Origin of the sequence: Meiothermus sp. (assembly GCF_025060375.1) — a bacterium.
Classification (GTDB): Bacteria; Deinococcota; Deinococci; order Deinococcales; family Thermaceae; genus Meiothermus.
In genome coordinates, this window is record NZ_JANXCG010000051.1 from 1 (window position 1) to 14,646 (window position 14,646).

Annotated in this window: 12 protein-coding genes; 9 read left to right on the forward strand and 3 right to left on the reverse strand. The window is 66.6% G+C overall.

Annotation, left to right across the window (positions count from 1 at the left end; genetic code table 11):
• Positions 1 to 184: 184 nt before the first annotated feature.
• The 7 genes from NZ849_RS06465 (at position 185) to NZ849_RS06495 (ending at position 9,771) form a co-directional block, all read left to right on the forward strand.
• Positions 185 to 1,531 carry a S8 family serine peptidase gene (locus tag NZ849_RS06465; RefSeq protein ID WP_295405496.1) on the forward strand — a complete coding sequence of 449 codons (1,347 nt, stop codon included), beginning with the start codon at positions 185 to 187 and terminating at the stop codon, positions 1,529 to 1,531.
• 86 nt (positions 1,532 to 1,617) lie between these two features.
• The gene (locus tag NZ849_RS06470) at positions 1,618 to 3,120 is read left to right on the forward strand and encodes a hypothetical protein (protein WP_295405498.1); all 1,503 of its coding nucleotides are present in this window, start codon (positions 1,618 to 1,620) and stop codon (positions 3,118 to 3,120) included.
• 64 nt (positions 3,121 to 3,184) lie between these two features.
• Positions 3,185 to 3,856: a hypothetical protein gene (locus NZ849_RS06475; RefSeq protein WP_295405500.1), complete on the forward strand. Its 672-nt coding sequence runs from the start codon at positions 3,185 to 3,187 to the stop codon at positions 3,854 to 3,856.
• A 2-nt stretch (positions 3,857 to 3,858) separates the two neighbouring features.
• Positions 3,859 to 5,286: a M12 family metallopeptidase gene (locus tag NZ849_RS06480; protein ID WP_295405502.1), complete on the forward strand. Its 1,428-nt coding sequence runs from the start codon at positions 3,859 to 3,861 to the stop codon at positions 5,284 to 5,286.
• A 45-nt stretch (positions 5,287 to 5,331) separates the two neighbouring features.
• A complete protein-coding gene (locus NZ849_RS06485) occupies positions 5,332 to 6,828 on the forward strand; it encodes a phosphodiester glycosidase family protein (RefSeq protein WP_318773509.1) in 1,497 nt (498 codons plus the stop codon).
• A 130-nt stretch (positions 6,829 to 6,958) separates the two neighbouring features.
• Positions 6,959 to 8,224 (forward strand): N-acetyl-alpha-D-glucosaminyl L-malate synthase BshA, encoded by a 1,266-nt coding sequence (bshA, locus tag NZ849_RS06490; protein WP_295405504.1) that lies wholly within the window; start codon positions 6,959 to 6,961, stop codon positions 8,222 to 8,224.
• Positions 8,225 to 8,355: 131 nt separating this feature from the next.
• On the forward strand, positions 8,356 to 9,771 hold the full coding sequence (locus tag NZ849_RS06495) for a DUF4832 domain-containing protein (protein ID WP_295405506.1): 1,416 nt from the start codon (positions 8,356 to 8,358) through the stop codon (positions 9,769 to 9,771).
• Here NZ849_RS06495 and NZ849_RS06500 read toward each other — a convergent pair.
• Positions 9,768 to 10,349, reverse strand: a complete 582-nt coding sequence (locus tag NZ849_RS06500; protein WP_295405508.1) for a hypothetical protein — start codon at positions 10,347 to 10,349, stop codon at positions 9,768 to 9,770. The two genes, NZ849_RS06495 and NZ849_RS06500, sit on opposite strands and share 4 nt — an antisense overlap.
• Before the next feature lie 217 nt (positions 10,350 to 10,566).
• Between NZ849_RS06500 and prfA the strand changes: the two genes are divergently transcribed.
• Together prfA and NZ849_RS06510 are read left to right on the forward strand one after the other, a co-directional pair.
• On the forward strand, positions 10,567 to 11,649 hold the full coding sequence (prfA, locus tag NZ849_RS06505; RefSeq protein WP_295405510.1) for a peptide chain release factor 1: 1,083 nt from the start codon (positions 10,567 to 10,569) through the stop codon (positions 11,647 to 11,649).
• Positions 11,650 to 11,676: 27 nt separating this feature from the next.
• Positions 11,677 to 12,144, forward strand: coding sequence for an NUDIX hydrolase (locus NZ849_RS06510; RefSeq protein ID WP_295405518.1), 468 nt, complete (start codon positions 11,677 to 11,679; stop codon positions 12,142 to 12,144).
• A 2-nt stretch (positions 12,145 to 12,146) separates the two neighbouring features.
• Here the strand turns inward: NZ849_RS06510 and NZ849_RS06515 are convergent, their stop codons facing one another.
• Both NZ849_RS06515 and NZ849_RS06520 read right to left on the reverse strand, forming a co-directional pair.
• Positions 12,147 to 13,550 carry a DUF4832 domain-containing protein gene (locus tag NZ849_RS06515; protein WP_295405511.1) on the reverse strand — a complete coding sequence of 468 codons (1,404 nt, stop codon included), beginning with the start codon at positions 13,548 to 13,550 and terminating at the stop codon, positions 12,147 to 12,149.
• A gap of 76 nt (positions 13,551 to 13,626) precedes the next feature.
• Positions 13,627 to 14,646: type IV pilus twitching motility protein PilT (locus NZ849_RS06520; RefSeq protein ID WP_295405513.1), on the reverse strand; the 1,020-nt coding region annotated here is incomplete at its 5' end.

A 14,646-nucleotide genomic window follows, 5' to 3' on the forward strand; every position in this document is an offset into this window, starting at 1 on the left:
CGTCTTCTTTTACTTTTTGCTCTTTGGGGTTTTGTGGTTTTTTGTTGGTTTGTTGTTTTGGCCGTGGTGGTCGGGGGTGGGGGGGTCGTGGTCGATCTGACCCCCCCCGCGGCTGGTGGTGGACACGGGGGGGAGCGCTGCCCTTCGGCTGCAGCTGAACCCCTCCCCGGGCGCCGCGTTTTCCGTGCGGCTGGCCCTGGAGGGGCCACCTGAGGGGCTTAGCCTGGGCCTGGAGACCCTGGAGGTGGCCTATCCGACCTCCCTCAGCCTCTCCCTGCGGGTCTCTCCGGAAACCCCACCGGGCGACTACGCCCCTGCCCTGTTGGTGCGTTGGGGGCGAGGGGAGTTGCGCTTGGGCTTTGCCCTGCGGGTGGTGCGGGCTTGCGCCGCAGCCAGCGGCCCCACCTACCTGCTGAGGCAGGGGGAGCCTGTACCCCCCCAGCTCACATGGGTACGCCCCTCAGCCCTGCCTGGCTTTGCCCTCTACCGCCTGCGGGAAGGCGCTGTCCCAACCGGTCTGCCCTACCGGCGGCTACGCCTTTTCCGCCAGCCCAACGATCCCCTCTACCCCCGGCAGTGGTACCTCCGGGCCATCGGCATGGAGCGGGCCTGGGCGGTGGAGACCGGGGTAGGAAAGCCCATCTGGATAGGGGCGGTGGACTCTGGGGTGCTTCCCCACCCCGACCTGGGAAGGGTGGAGGGCTACGACTTCGTGAGCGATCCCCAGGCGGCGGGCGACTGCGACGGGCGCGACCCCGACCCCAGCGAGCCCTTGCGGAATGGGGAGCTGACCGGTTTCCACGGCACCCAGGTGATGGGCCTGATGCTGGCCAAGAGCGACAACCAGAGGGGCATCGCCGGGGTGCACTGGGGCGCTGGTGGGGTGATGGCCCGGGCCTTTGGGGGGCTCGAGGGGGACGACGCCGATGCCATCGAGGCCCTCCTGTGGCTGGCCGGCCTGCCGGTACCGGGGGTGCCGCTCAACCCCTATCCGGTGCGGGTGATCAACCTTTCCTTTGGGGGCGAGGGAACCTGTCCGCCCGGCTCGCCCTGGTACGAGGCCACCCGGCGGGTGCTGGACCTGGGGGTGGTGCTGGTGGCCGCCGCGGGGAACCAGAATCGCCCCGCAGAGGGTTTTGAGCCCGCCTCCTGCCCGGGGGTAATCGCGGTGGGGGCCACCGACGCCCTGAACCGGCGGGCGAGCTACGCCAACTACGGCCCCCGCGTAGACCTCTACGCCCCCGGTGGGATGCTCTCCCGCGACGACGACAACGACGGCCAGCCCGACGGCTTGCTCAGCCTGGGGTTTTCCCAGGGAGCCCCAGGGTACGCCTATGTCCAGGGTACCTCCTTTGCCGCGCCTTTGGTGGGTGGGGCAGCAGCCCTGCTCCTGTCCCGTGAGCCTGGCCTCTCCCCCGCTGGCCTTGCCGAGCGGCTGCGTGGCCGGGCCCGGCCCCTGCCACCGGAGAGCTGCGCTCCCCAGGCCTGCGAGATGCGGCTGCTGGATGTGGGCCGTTCCCTGGAGCCCTAGGCTTTCGCGGTTAAGGGTTTTGTAAGGGGGGAGTGGCTAGGGTGAGGGCCGGAGGTGATAAGGCTATGCGGTTGAGGAGGAGCGGTTTGGGAGTTCTTCTGGTGGGTGGTGTTCTGACCCTGGCGGCCTGCGGGGGCGGCGGGGGGAACACTGCCCGCATCCAGGGTTCGCTGAGTGGGGGTACGAAGTACGGCTTGCAGCAAGCCCCCCAGGGCCTTCAGCTCCTGCAGCGCCTTGGGGTACAGGGGGTGAACCAGCTCCTGCGCCAGCAGCTGGGACTTCAGCAAGACGCCGTCCGCGGGCTCAACGCCTTGGTGCTCTCGGAGGTCCTGGCCGCCCAGGCCGGCAAGAAGGCGCTCTTCAACACCGACGAGAAGCAGGTAGTGGCGGTGGACAAGGACGGCAAAATTGTGGCGAAGATGGATGTGAACGCCCAGGGAAACTTTGAGGGGAACGTGCCCACCGGCCAGGACACCCTCTTGGTGGTGGCCCATCAGGAGGGGGACTCCCTCATCTGCGAAAGCCCTCTGGAGGTGGACCCCACCCCGGCCACGGCCAGCAACGGCCAGAAGGGGCAGAAGACCAGCGCCAACAGCAACGACAACAAGCTGGCCCTCTTCAACTTCTCTGCCCAGGCCGGCAGCGCCAGCCTGGCCGCACCCCAGAAGGTGGGGCTTTTCAGCGCCAGTGAGGATACCGGCAACAACGCCTCGGCGGGGAGCCAGGTCACGGCCCCCGGCCTCAAGACCGACAACGCGACCCAGAACGCCTTCAAAGGGGACAGCGATGGGGATGGGGTCATCAACCCGGTGGACAACTGCGGCGACGCGGCCAACACCGCCCGGCCCAAGGTGCGGGCCACCTTCCAGTGGGACATTCCCGGGATAAGGGCGAACGGAAGCGTAGGGGGCTATGACCCCGATGGGGCCCAGCAGTTCATGTACCAGTACGCCCTGGGGGTTACCCTGGAGGTGAACAACCCCAACGACCTGGAAAACGCCACCGCCGACCTCCTGGGCCTGGGTACGCTGGACTACGCCACCCAAGGAGGCGAGGGCGTGGGGCGCTACCAGGTGCAGACCGCCAAGAAGAAGGGCCAGAGCGCCCAGAACGTGCTCTCGCTCATGAGCGATGTGGGCCTCTTTGACCTCACCAAGCTGGGCTTCCCCCTCTTCCCCACCTTCCACCTGGAGGCGGCCATCAATCCTGCCCAACCCTTCAGCACCCTGCAGGACAGCGACCTGAGCTATGGCGGCGGGGCCATCCTGGCCGACGACATGTACCACCTCTACGGCCAGACTGCGCCCGGTGCTTTGGTGCTGGCGGCGCTCAACCGGGACAACGTGCTGGCCTTCAACATCGCGATTGCGGACGGCAGCGGCAACTACCGCATCCTGGTGCCCGCTGTAGCCCCTTCGGTCGGGGCCTACTACTACCTGGCCATAGACGCCGGCGGCCAGGTCTACTGCCCCAGCGCTGGCCGGGTGCTCTACAACTTCCCGCCGCAGGGAGACGGCACGGATTACGGCAACGCCAGCGGGCTGTACCGACGGGTCGACCTCTTGCGAACCAGTTGCAGTGGGTTCTAGTGTTTTGGTACGGACCCACCCCCGGCCGACCCCGGCCTGGGGGTGGGGTTTTCGGCAGGTGAGCATGAAGCGCATAGGATGGTTGCTTTGGCTCCTCGGGCTGGCCGGCTGCAGCACCCCAGGGGCGAGCCTAAAGGAGTTGGTGGTTCGGGTGGATCCAGGAGGGCAGGTGCGGGTTAGCTACGATGGTCGCGGCGAGACCTGCCCAGCGGGCCAGAGCTGCACCTACCGGCTCTCCTCTGGCAGTGTGGCCCGGCTCGAGGCTCAACCCAGCGACGCCTTCTTCTTTGCTGGCTGGAGCGGGGACTGCTCAGGGTTTGGGGCCTGCCAGCTGGTGCTTTCGGAGAACCGGCGGGTAGAGGCCCGCTTCGAGGCCCTGGTGGGCGGGTTTAACCTGGGCCCGCTCCCTGACCCGCTGGTGGTGCCCGCGGGGGCCCAGGTGGAGCTCGGAGTAAGGCTGGAACGCCAGGGGGGGTTCAACCCTCCTCCGGCGGCCTTGGAAGTGCAGCTCACCGGCCAGCTGGTGGGCGGGGCGGTGGACCAGGTGAGCTACCGCTACCTGCCGGAGAAGTCCGGGCTCGAGCGGCTGGTGCTGGAGCTCAAAGGGCCCGAGCCGGGTGAGGTCTGGACCTACCTGGCGGCGCCGGCGCGGCTGAGCGTGCGGGTGGGAGGGCTGGAGAGGAGCCTCGAGTTCACCCTGGCCACGGCACCCTGCCTGGCCGGCTGTGGGAGGTAGCTATGAGGATCTTCTGGCTGTTTCTGCTGGCCCTTGCCGCTTGCTCGGGGCCAACCGCGATAAAGATGGAGCGACCGGTTTGGGAACCCGTCTGGGTAGCCCTGCCCGATGGAAGGGAAGCCCAGCTCATGGGCCGGGTAATCCCGGGTGACCCGGAACACCTGCTGGTGGAGGGGGATATCCTGGTGCCCAGGCGCCCCGTGTCCAGGCCGGAGGGCGTGGCCTCCCAGGCCCTGGTTCACGAGCCCTTCTCCTGGGGCGCCCTCTGGCCGGGTGGGGTGGTGCCCTACGCCATAGACCCTGGGGTGAGCGAAGCCCAGCGGGAGCGGATCCGCCAGGCCATCGCCCACCTGCACGAGAACACCCCCATCCGCTTCGTTGAGCGCTCCAGCGAGGCCGACTACGTGCGCTTTATAAGCGACGGCAGGCCGCAGTCCTGCTGGTCCCGCATTGGTCGGGTAGGAGGGGCGCAAGACCTCGACGTCTACTGCGGCCAGGATGGGGTGCCGCCCATGGGCACGGTGGTCCATGAAATCCTCCATGCCCTGGGCTTCTGGCATGAGCAGAGCCGGGCCGACCGGGATGAGTACGTGGAGATCGTGTGGGAGAACATCCAGGACGACTTCCGCTCGGAGTTCAAAAAAATAGGCACCCACGGCCGCCTGCAAGGCCCCTACGACTATGACTCCATCATGCACTACCCGGCGCGGGCTTTTTCCAAGAACGGCCAGCCCACCATCCGGCCCAAAAACGGGGTTCCACCGGAGCGGCTGGGCCAGCGGCAGGGTTTGAGCGCGGGCGACATCGCGGCCATCCGGGCCTACTACAGCACACCCCTGCTGCGCCTGGACGGGGGGCTCCACCAGACCACCTTTGCCACGGCCTACCCCCTGAACCAGACCCTGCGGAACGTGGGGGCGGTGGCCCTGCGGCTGGCCCGGGTGGAGGTGGGCGGGGGCTGGTTGGCCGGGGCCATCCTGCCCGCCAACCCCGAGCTTTCTCCAGGGCAGTCGGTGCAGCTCAGCCTGCAGGCCAAGGCCTGTCCTGGGCCGGGTTTGCAGACCGATACCCTGCGGATTGAGCTCGAAGGAGGGGGGGCATACACCCTGGCCCGCACCCGGGCCTGCTACCGCAACCAGCCGCCCCGCCAGATGACCCTGCTACGGCTTGACCCTGCCGGGTCTGAGACCCTGCAGCTCACCTTTGCGGAGTGGAGCTGGGCTAAGCGGTATCGTCTGGAAGCCCAGGTTGGGGGGCAGGCCATTGGCCTACCCTACGCCGAGATTCAGACCGACCGGCCCCAACCCCTGTACACAACCCTTTTGCGCCTGGAAGGACGAAGGGGTCAGGAGGTCTGCCTCACCCTCACCCCGCTGGACTCCACGCTGTCCGAGCCTACCCCCGCCCGGGCCTGCGCTGCTGTGCCCTGAGGGGCCTCTCATCCAAAACCGGCCTGGGTGGGGTGAGATGGGCTTGTGCGGCACCTGTTCATCGCCCTTGGCTTCGCTCTTCTGGTGGCCTGTGCCCAGGTAGGTGGGCCACCCCGCCTTCTGCCCGCCCACCGCTTTGGCCTGGAGGTGGTGCAGGAAGGGGAGGCCACCACTTTCCGCCGGGCGGACCTGCGGTTTGCCTATGTGCCCGGCCTGGGCTGGACGCCCCCGCTGGAGGCGGGGCTACCCCCGCCGGAGGGGGGGCGCCTCCCTTTGGAGGTGGTGCGAGCGGCTGGGCTGGTGGAGGCCCCTGAGGCGGGGGTGCGCTACTCGGCCGATGGGCGCCGGCTGCGGCTGGTGCTGGACCTGCCCGCTCCTCCGGCTGAGCTTCCCACCGCCGAGCTGGGTCCTTACCCCAGGCGGCTCGAGCTGCGCCTGCCCTACTTTCTTCCGGGGCTGGAAGAGGTGCGGCCCTCGGGGGTGGAACTGGACTTCCGCTACGAGAAAGAGGGTACCTGGCTCACCCTGACCGCACCTCCGGGCCGCTTCTACCGCTACCGGGCCTTTGGGTTGCGCGATCCCAGCCGCTACGTGTTGGATGTGTACTACCTCGAGCCCGAGCGGGAAGAGGAGGTGGCCCTGGGCTTCCGCTACCGGGAGCTGTGGGTTTGGGCGCCCGAGCCGGTGCGGATGTACACCCTTCAGGCTCTTCCGGACCGCTGGCACATGGAGCCAGTGGGCCGGCCGGGGGAGCGCCGGGTCTTACCGGAGATGGCCCCGGGGGCGCTGGCCCTGCTCAACGGGGGTTACTTCGACGGGCGCACGGCCACCCCAATCGGCCTCTGGGTACGGGGGGGGGTCCCCCTGAGCTTTCCCTACGGACGCAGCACGCTTTTCTGGGAGGGGGGGAGCGTCTTTGCAGGCCGCGCCCAGTTCGCCGCTTGGGTGGAGCTTCCGGACGGGAGGCGGGTTCAGGTGGGGTTGAACCTGGCCCGGGCCCGCTACACCGCCCACACTCTCCCGGGCCCGGTGGGCCGGGTGGGGGAGGGGGTGCACCTGGTGCAGGGCGAGCGGGTCGTTGCAACCCTTCCAGCCCCTGCGGAGCTTCCCGAGGGGCACTGGGCCCTGAGCTTTCCCCTGTCCGAGCCCCTGGCACGAACCGGGGAGCGGATCAGGCTTCTGGTGCGGCTCGAGCCTGCCGTGAGCTACGCTTTGGAGGCGGGGCCTTTGCTCATCCAAAGCGGCGCCAACGTCTTCAGCCCTACCGCTGAACCCTTCCGCGACCGCGCCCCAGTGGAGGCGGTGGCAGCGCAGTCGGCGGTGGCCTGGACACAGGACGGCGCCCTCACCTTCATCGTGACTGAGCCCATGCGCCCTGAGGCGCTGGCCCGGGTTTTGCAGGAGATGGGCTTTTGGGGCGCGATTCGCATGGATGGGGGTGGCTCGGCCCAGCTCTGGGTTAGGGGGCAGCTCAAAAACCCCAACGGCGGCCCCTTAGGGCCGCGTCCGGTGGTGAGTGGGTTGGCCTTGTACCCAAGGTGAAACGTGAGCCTACTGAATTTCTCATCCTTTGGCGGTAGCGTACACTCACCCCTGAGAGGCTGCCCTGCCTGAAGCTGCGCTGAACCGGCGCAGGCAGGATGGGCTCATGAGGGGCTTGAAAGGAGGTCCGATGAAGGTCGCCATTCTCTGCCACGCCAGCGCCGGGGGCTCTGGAGTGGTGGCCACTGAGCTGGCGCTAGCCTTGGCTGGGCTGGGGCACACCGTACACGTGGTGGCCACCGAGCGGCCCTTCCGTCTGACCGAGGAGCGGCTCAGCCAGCTGGGCTTGAGCAGCAACCTGCTCTCCACGGGACAAAATCCGGTGGGCGGCCTGGGCCGCATCTTCCAGGAGTCGCGCAAGAGCGTGGCCCGCTGGCTGGGGCTTTTGAAGAAGCCCCTAGGGGCTGGCTCGCTGCACTTCCACCAGGTGCTCTCGGCCGACTACCCCCTTTTTCGGGAGCCCCTTACCCCCATCACCGCAGCCAATTCCATCGCTGAGCTGATTGAGCGGTACAGCATTGAGCTGGTGCACGCCCACTACGCTATTCCCCACGCCACCAGCGCCATCCTGGCCCGCGAGATGGGCTTGCCCATCAAGGTGGTGACCACCCTGCACGGTACCGATGTGACCCTGGTGGGCCAGGAACCGGCCTTCTCCAGAACCACCCGGCACGCTGTGCGTACCTCGGATGCGGTGACGGCGGTTTCCCATTCCTTAGCCCAAGACGCTCGAGCCAAGCTGGGGGTGGAGCGCGAGATTGAGGTCATCTACAACTGGGTTGACCCCGAGCGCTTCAAGCCCAACCGCGATCCTGCCTACCGGGCCCGCTTCGCTCAGCCCGAGGAGGCCATCGTTCTGCACGTCTCTAACTTCCGCTCGGTCAAGCGCCCGCTGGACGCGCTTCGGGTTTTTGCCGGTGTGGCCGAGCGGATGCCCGCCCGGATGCTCATGATTGGGGAGGGGCCCTTGCGCCAGGACGCCATTGAGCTGGCTCACGAGCTGGAGATAGCCGGGCGGGTGCAGTTCTTGGAGTCCACCCCGCAGATAGAGAAGTTCATGAGCGTGGCGGACCTGTTGCTGTTGCCCTCAGAGCAGGAGTCCTTTGGGTTGGTGGCCCTGGAGGCTATGGCCAGCGGGGTGCCGGTGGTGGCCAGCCGGGTAGGAGGGCTGCCGGAGCTGGTGGAGGACGGGCGGACGGGGTTTTTGTGCCCTGTGGGGGACATCCAGGCCATGCTGGAGGCCAGCCTGGAAATCCTGCAGAGCCGCACTCGCCGTCGCAACATGGGCGAGGCAGCTCGGGAGCGGGCCGTTGCCCACTTCCGCCCCGAGGTGGTGCTGCCCCGCTACCTCGAGGTCTACGAAAAAACCCTGGAAGGGGTTCTGACCCGCTCCTAAGGGACCTTCGTTACTTGCTTAGAAATGGCTAAAAATCCCTTTATAATCGGTCATTCACGGGATGTGGGGTCTAAACGTTACTTAATCTCCAACTAACGTCACGCCGGGGGACACCAATGTAGGCTCTCGGCGTGAGTGGCAGCGGACCCTACCCCCATGTTTGGTTTAGCGCCTTGCTGGTCCTGCTCCTAGCGGCTTGCGGCGCTCAGACCGAAGGTGAGCCCGGCTCGAGCACGGGCAGCAGTTCCGCTCCTTTGAGCGGGAAGACCGTAACCTACACGACCACGGATGAGATCTTCCTCAACCCCGAGCGGGGCTTCCGGCCTGGGGTGCAGTTCGGCTACGGCATCGGCTCCCGCAGCCTGGCAGGGCTGGACCTGGCCGGGATGCGGGGCCGGGGCTACAGCATGATCCATGCCTACATCAGCCTCCAGCACTTCCAGCACAGCGACATCGACCCCGGCTACATCGCCCAGCTCCAAAGCCGCTTCGACGAGATGCGCCGGGCGGGCCTGAAGGCCTCGGTGCGCTTCTGGTACACCTGGGGTGAGACCACCACCGCCTCCAGGGACCGGATTCTGCGCCACATAGAGCAGCTCACCCCTCTCCTGCGGAACAACGCCGACGTCATTGCGGTCATGCAGGCTGGGTTTGCAGGGCCTTGGGGTGAATGGCACAGCTACGCTAACCTCTCAGAAAATGACCTGAGGGAAATTTTCTACGCGCTGGCCCGGGCCCTGCCTCAGGACCGCCGGATTCAGCTCCGCTACGTGTGGAACCTGCGCCTGTTCGCACCGGGGGGCTTTGGCGAGGCGGAGGCTTTTGACCCAAACCACATCGCCTCGCGGCTGGCCCACCACAACGACTGCTTCATGGTGAACCAGTCCGACGCCGGAACCTACGCTTGGGATGACCCCCAGCGCACCGCCGACCGGAACTACCTTCAGGGCCTGACCCGCTACATGGCGGTGGGTGGGGAGATGTGCGGGGACGTGCCGGAGGCCGGCCACGACCCCTACGGGCGCCGTACCCCTGAGGGCCAGCTCGCGGAGCTTGCCCGCTTCAACTGGAGCTTCATCGCCAACGACTTTGGCAACGTGGACCGCTGGCGGCAGTGGGGCATCTACGACACCATTGCCCGCAGGCTGGGCTACCGGCTCGCCCTGGTGGAGTCAGTGGTGCAGGAGGTGGCTGAGGGCCGGCGGCTGCGGTTGCGCTTGGTCCTGCGCAACGACGGCTGGGCCGCGCCCTACAACCCTCGTCCGGTGCGCCTTCTGCTGCGTAACACGCAAAGCGGCCAGGTCTACAGCCTGGCCCTGAACGCCGATCCGCGCCGCTGGTACGCTGGGAGCACCCATACCCTGCAGGTGGATCAGGCCCTGCCCGCAGGCATGCCGGCCGGAAGCTACGAGCTGTTGCTGCATCTGCCGGATGCGGCCCAGAGCCTGCAAAACCGGCCGGAGTACGCCATCCGCCTGGCCAACCCGGGCCTTTGGGAGGCGACAACCGGCTACAACCGGCTGAACCAGACTGTGCGGGTTCCCTAGCGCAGGACCAGCGCGGGCCTGTACTCCTCCCTAGCGCCGAAGATGGCCAGGTCGCCCCGCCCGTTTCCGTTGGTAGGCCGGCTGAAGCGTAGGCGGAACTGCAGCTGGGTCTTCCCTTCGGCCAGGGCTTGTCGGAGAGCCGGGGTGACGTCGAGCTCGAGGTACCCCTCCCCATCGGCCCGGTTGACCTGGGCGGTGAGGGCAGGGGCCTCGAGGGCTTCAGGGCTCCTGAATTCCCCAACCTGAATCCGCTCCACGAGAAGCTCGCCCAGCTCCGCATAGACGGAGCGGGCTTCGCCCTGGTAGAGGCGGAGGGTGGCCCTCAGGTGCTGGGGTTGCTCCAGCCCTCCCAGGTCAAAGGCCAGGAAGGCCCCCACCGATTGGTTCTGCGCGTCATCCCCGGCGCAGAGGGCCCGCCTGCAGTAGTAGGCGGCCAGCCCTGTGTTTCCGGCGTCCAGGGTGGCGGTGGCGATGGGGTGCCTTGTTTGTTGCGAAAATTCGGCCATCACAGCGGTGGTTTGGCTGCAGCCGCTCAAGAGCAGGATGGCCGCCGCGCAAGCGAGATGGACCAGTTGCATACCCGACTTTGTAGGGCAAAGGCCGTCCGTGTGCATGAAAGACCAGTTACCTGGGGCATTACCTATAGGTGAAGGCGCCCTTGGTGGACAGAAAATCCTCCAAAAGCCGCGTGGGCGAGCCCAAAGGGGTGTTAATTCGGGCGTTACCCAGGCTTTGGGGAAAGGGCCTGCTGTGGGTGGGTCCAGGAGGCGGTATCCTGGTAAGCAGTGACCGGCTATGTTGGAGAAGCTCGAGCCTTTGGAGAAGGAGTACCAGACCCTGGAGCAGCAACTGGCGGACCCAGCGGTGCTGAGCAACCCTTCGGCCTATCAGCGCATCACCAAGCGTTACGCCGAGATGGGGCACCTTATCAGGACCATTCGCGCCTACAAGCAAGCCCTTGCCCAGCGGGAAGAGGCCCGCGAGCTGCTCTCTGACCCCGAACTTGGGGAGATGGCCCGGGCCGACCTGCAGGAGCTGGAGGTGCGCATCCGCGCGCTCGAGGCGGAGTTGGAGCTGCTCTTGCTGCCCAAAGACCCTTTGGACGAGAAGAACGCCATCGTGGAGGTTCGGGCGGGCACAGGGGGAGAGGAAGCGGCCCTCTTTGCTGCCGAGCTTCGGGACATGATCATGGAGTACGCCCGCCGGGGCGGGTACCGGGTGGAGGTTTTGGATACCTCCCTGACCGACCTGGGGGGGGTTTCCAAGGTGGTCTTTGGGGTAAACGGGCCCGGGGCCTACGGCTACCTGAAGTACGAGGCTGGGGTGCACCGGGTACAACGGGTTCCGGCCACCGAGACCCAGGGCCGCATCCATACCTCCACCGCCACCGTGGCGGTGATGCCCGAGGCCGAGGAGGTGGATGTGGAGATAGACCCCGCCGACCTCGAGATCACCGTTTCGCGGGCCTCGGGTCCAGGAGGGCAGGGGGTCAACACCACTGACTCTGCCGTCCAGATCCTGCACAAGCCCACCGGCCTGATCGTCTCCTGCATGGAGTCCCGCAGCCAGATCAAGAACAAGGAGCGGGCCCTTTCCATCCTGCGCACCCGCCTGCTGGAGATGCGGCGGGCAGAGGAGGCGGCCAAGCGCAGGGAGAGCCGTTTGGCCCAGATTGGCGCGGGCGAGCGCAGCGAGAAGATTCGCACCTACAACTTTCCCCAGTCGCGCGTGACCGACCACCGCATCGGCTTTACCACCCACGACCTGGAGGGGGTGCTCTCGGGTGACCTTTCTAAGCTGCACGAGGCTCTGCGCAAGGCCGACCAGGAGCGTCAGCTCGAGGCCCTCTCGCAGGCCGCGGCTTCCCAGTCCGCCTGAGGAGAGGGGCGGCCCGCAATGCAAGGGTTGCGGCGTGACCTTTTGGTGGTGGCGGCCATTCTGATGGACAGGCAGGGCCGGGTCCTGCTGGTCGCCAACGACTGGGGCCGCCGGGGCCGGGTGCGCTACACCCTACCTGGAGGGATGGTGGAGGCAGGGGAGACCCTGCTCACGGCGGTGGAGCGGGAGGTGCAGGAGGAGACCGGGCTTAGGGTGCGGGCTATCCAGCACCTGGCCTATTTGGTGCAGGTGGAGGATGCCCGCCGCCATGAGCGTACGCTGGCGGTGGCTTTTCGGGCTGAGTACGAGGGGCTCCTAAACCCCAAAGACCCCGACGGGCACGTTGTGGAGGCCCGCTTTTTCACCGCAGAGGAGGTGGCCGTCAAGCTGGATGAGCACCGCCCTCTTCTGGAGCCGCTAATGGACTACCTGCGGGGGGAGCGGGGCCGCTTTTACGCCTACTCGAGCTGGGGTGGGGAGGGGGTCCGGGTGTAGGCCTACTGCACCCGGACAACATGCTGGAGGTTGTTGTAGCCCGTGCTGGGCTCCCAGACCCCGGTGTTTGCCAGCCGGATGGCGTACTCTGGGCGGTTTTGCAAGTTCTGGGCTGGGTCGGGCAGGTGGAGGAGCACCTCGTACTCCCCGGTCGGCATCTCCCCGGGCAACCCGGCTTCCAGGACCAGGGCCTGGGTTTTGCCGGGCTCCCAGGTGCGGGGGTCGGCCCTGAGGGGGAAGCGGTAGACCTGCTTGGTGACCCGGTTGCGCAGGAGGATGTGCACCGGTCTGGGCCGGACGGGGTTGGCAAAGCCGTCGTTGGCGATCTCCAGGCCCATCTTCAGGCTTCCACCCTGGCTGAGCTGCTCGGGGATAACAGCCCGCACCAGGCGGAAGCGGTAGCCCAGACGGCGGGCAATCTCGGGGTAGCAGCCCTCCCGCTTCCACCGGTCCAGCACGCCCTGGTACCAGGTGCCGCTCAGAACCTGCCAGTTGAAACGGCGTAGCTCGGCCAGCGCTACACTGCAGCCCTGGCGGGGCAGGTTGAAGTTTACCTCGCAGGTCTCCCCGGCCACCGGCACAAAGCGGGTTATCCTCTCCAGGTAGGCTTTTTGCACGTCCCACATGTTCCAGGTGTAGGTGCCGGCGTCGTTTTCCCCTGCCAGGAAGCAGTCGTTGTGGTGCCCCACCCGGGCCTGGTCGCTGCCGCTGAAGGCCTGGGCAGGGGAGAGCGGTTCTGGGAAGAGCCGGATGATGTCCTCCATGTAGCGCAGCTGTAGGGGGATGCTCTGGGGGAGGGCCCGGAGCAGGGCTCGCACCAGCTGGTCCTCGCTCTCAGGCCTATCTAGGCCGTGGCTCGAGGTGTGCCACTCCCCCCAAAGCCCGATGAACCCGGCCTGCACAGCCCAGATGATGTCCTGATACTCGTGCCAGATGGGCCGGAGCTGATCAATATGCCGGAGCATCCAGTGTAGGGGGGCGTCCTCCGAACCGGTCTTGCCAGGGAAGGCGTAGTAGTGCCGCAGGATGAGCTTTACCCCGCCTTGGCGAGCATTTTCCAGCCGGTTTCTCAGGTGTTCTAGATAGCCTTGGGGGATGTCGCTGTTGCGGTACTCGTAGAGGCTCACGTAGGCAAAGACCACGCTGGCCGGAAGTCCAAACCAGCCACCTGAGCGCACAAGGCGGTAGTCGTTGTACTCCTGGAGCTGGAAGGCTACGTGAAAGCCCCGCTCAGGGTTGAGGAAGTCCTCGTCGCTCCCCTGGTAGACAATGGTGCGGCCGCTCATGGGTGGAAGGACCGGGACGCTACCCCCACCTCCGGGGACGGCGGTTTCGCTCACCTCCCCACAGCCCAGCAGGGCCAGCCCGGCCCAGGCCAGAAGAACGAATTGCCGGAAGCCTCCCATAGGACCAAGCCCAGTCTACGGGAGGCAGAGGGGCGCCTTTTCAGAGATTAAGAACGGTTCAGGCCCAAGGGTTGGGTCAGTTCCCCTGCGCTGCGGCTTCGTCGATCAGGGTTTGCCGGGCGGCGTTGATCTGTAGCGCCTTTACCTTGACATACTGGGCGCTGGTGGCGTGGGCAAGGGCGGTCTCCAGGTCAATCTGGTCGCGGGCGTAGAGCTCGGCTAGGTGGTCGTCAAAGGTTTGCATGCCGTCCAGCGAGGAGTCCTTTAGGGCTTGGTAGATTTCGTGGGTGCGCTCAGGGTCCTTGATCAGGTCGCGGATTCGCAGGGTTCCCTTGAGAATCTCCATGGCGCAGACCCGTCCGCCCTGCTTGCTGGGCAGCAAGCGCTGGGAGACGATGCCCACCAGCGACTCGGCGAAGAGGATTCGGGCCACACCCCGCTCGTGGGGTGGAAACAGGTCGAGCACCCGGTTGACGGTCCGCACGGCGTCCAGGGTGTGCAGGGTGGAGAAGACCAGGTGGCCGGTCTGGGCTGCTTCCAGGGCTGCGGCTGCCGTAGCGTGGTCGCGAATCTCCCCGATCATGATCACATCGGGGTCCTGCCGCATGGCCGCCACCAGCCCGTCCTTGAAGCTGGGGACGTCTTGTCCGATCTCCCGCTGCACCACGATGGACTTTTTGCTCCTGTGCAGATACTCGATGGGGTCCTCCAGGGTGATGATCATCTTGGCGTGTTGCTGGTTGATCTCGTCAATGATGCGGGCTAAGGTGGTGGATTTACCTGAGCCGGTGGGGCCTGTTACGAGCACCAAGCCCTTTTCCTGATCGCGGAAGTAGTGGAGGGTTTCCTGTGGGAGGGAGACGATTTTGAGCCGGCCCTCGTCGGAGTTAACCACCCTCATCACACAGCTCACCGAACCCCGCTGGCGGAAGAGGTTGACCCTGAAGCGCGCCACACCGGGAACCGAGTAGGCCAGGTCCACCTGGTTGCGCTCGGAGAAGACGAGCTTTTGGCGTTCGTTGCACATCATGTCCACCAGGGCCTCGGTGTACTGGGGGGTGAGGGGGCTTTGGGTGACGGGGTTTAGCTTGCCGTG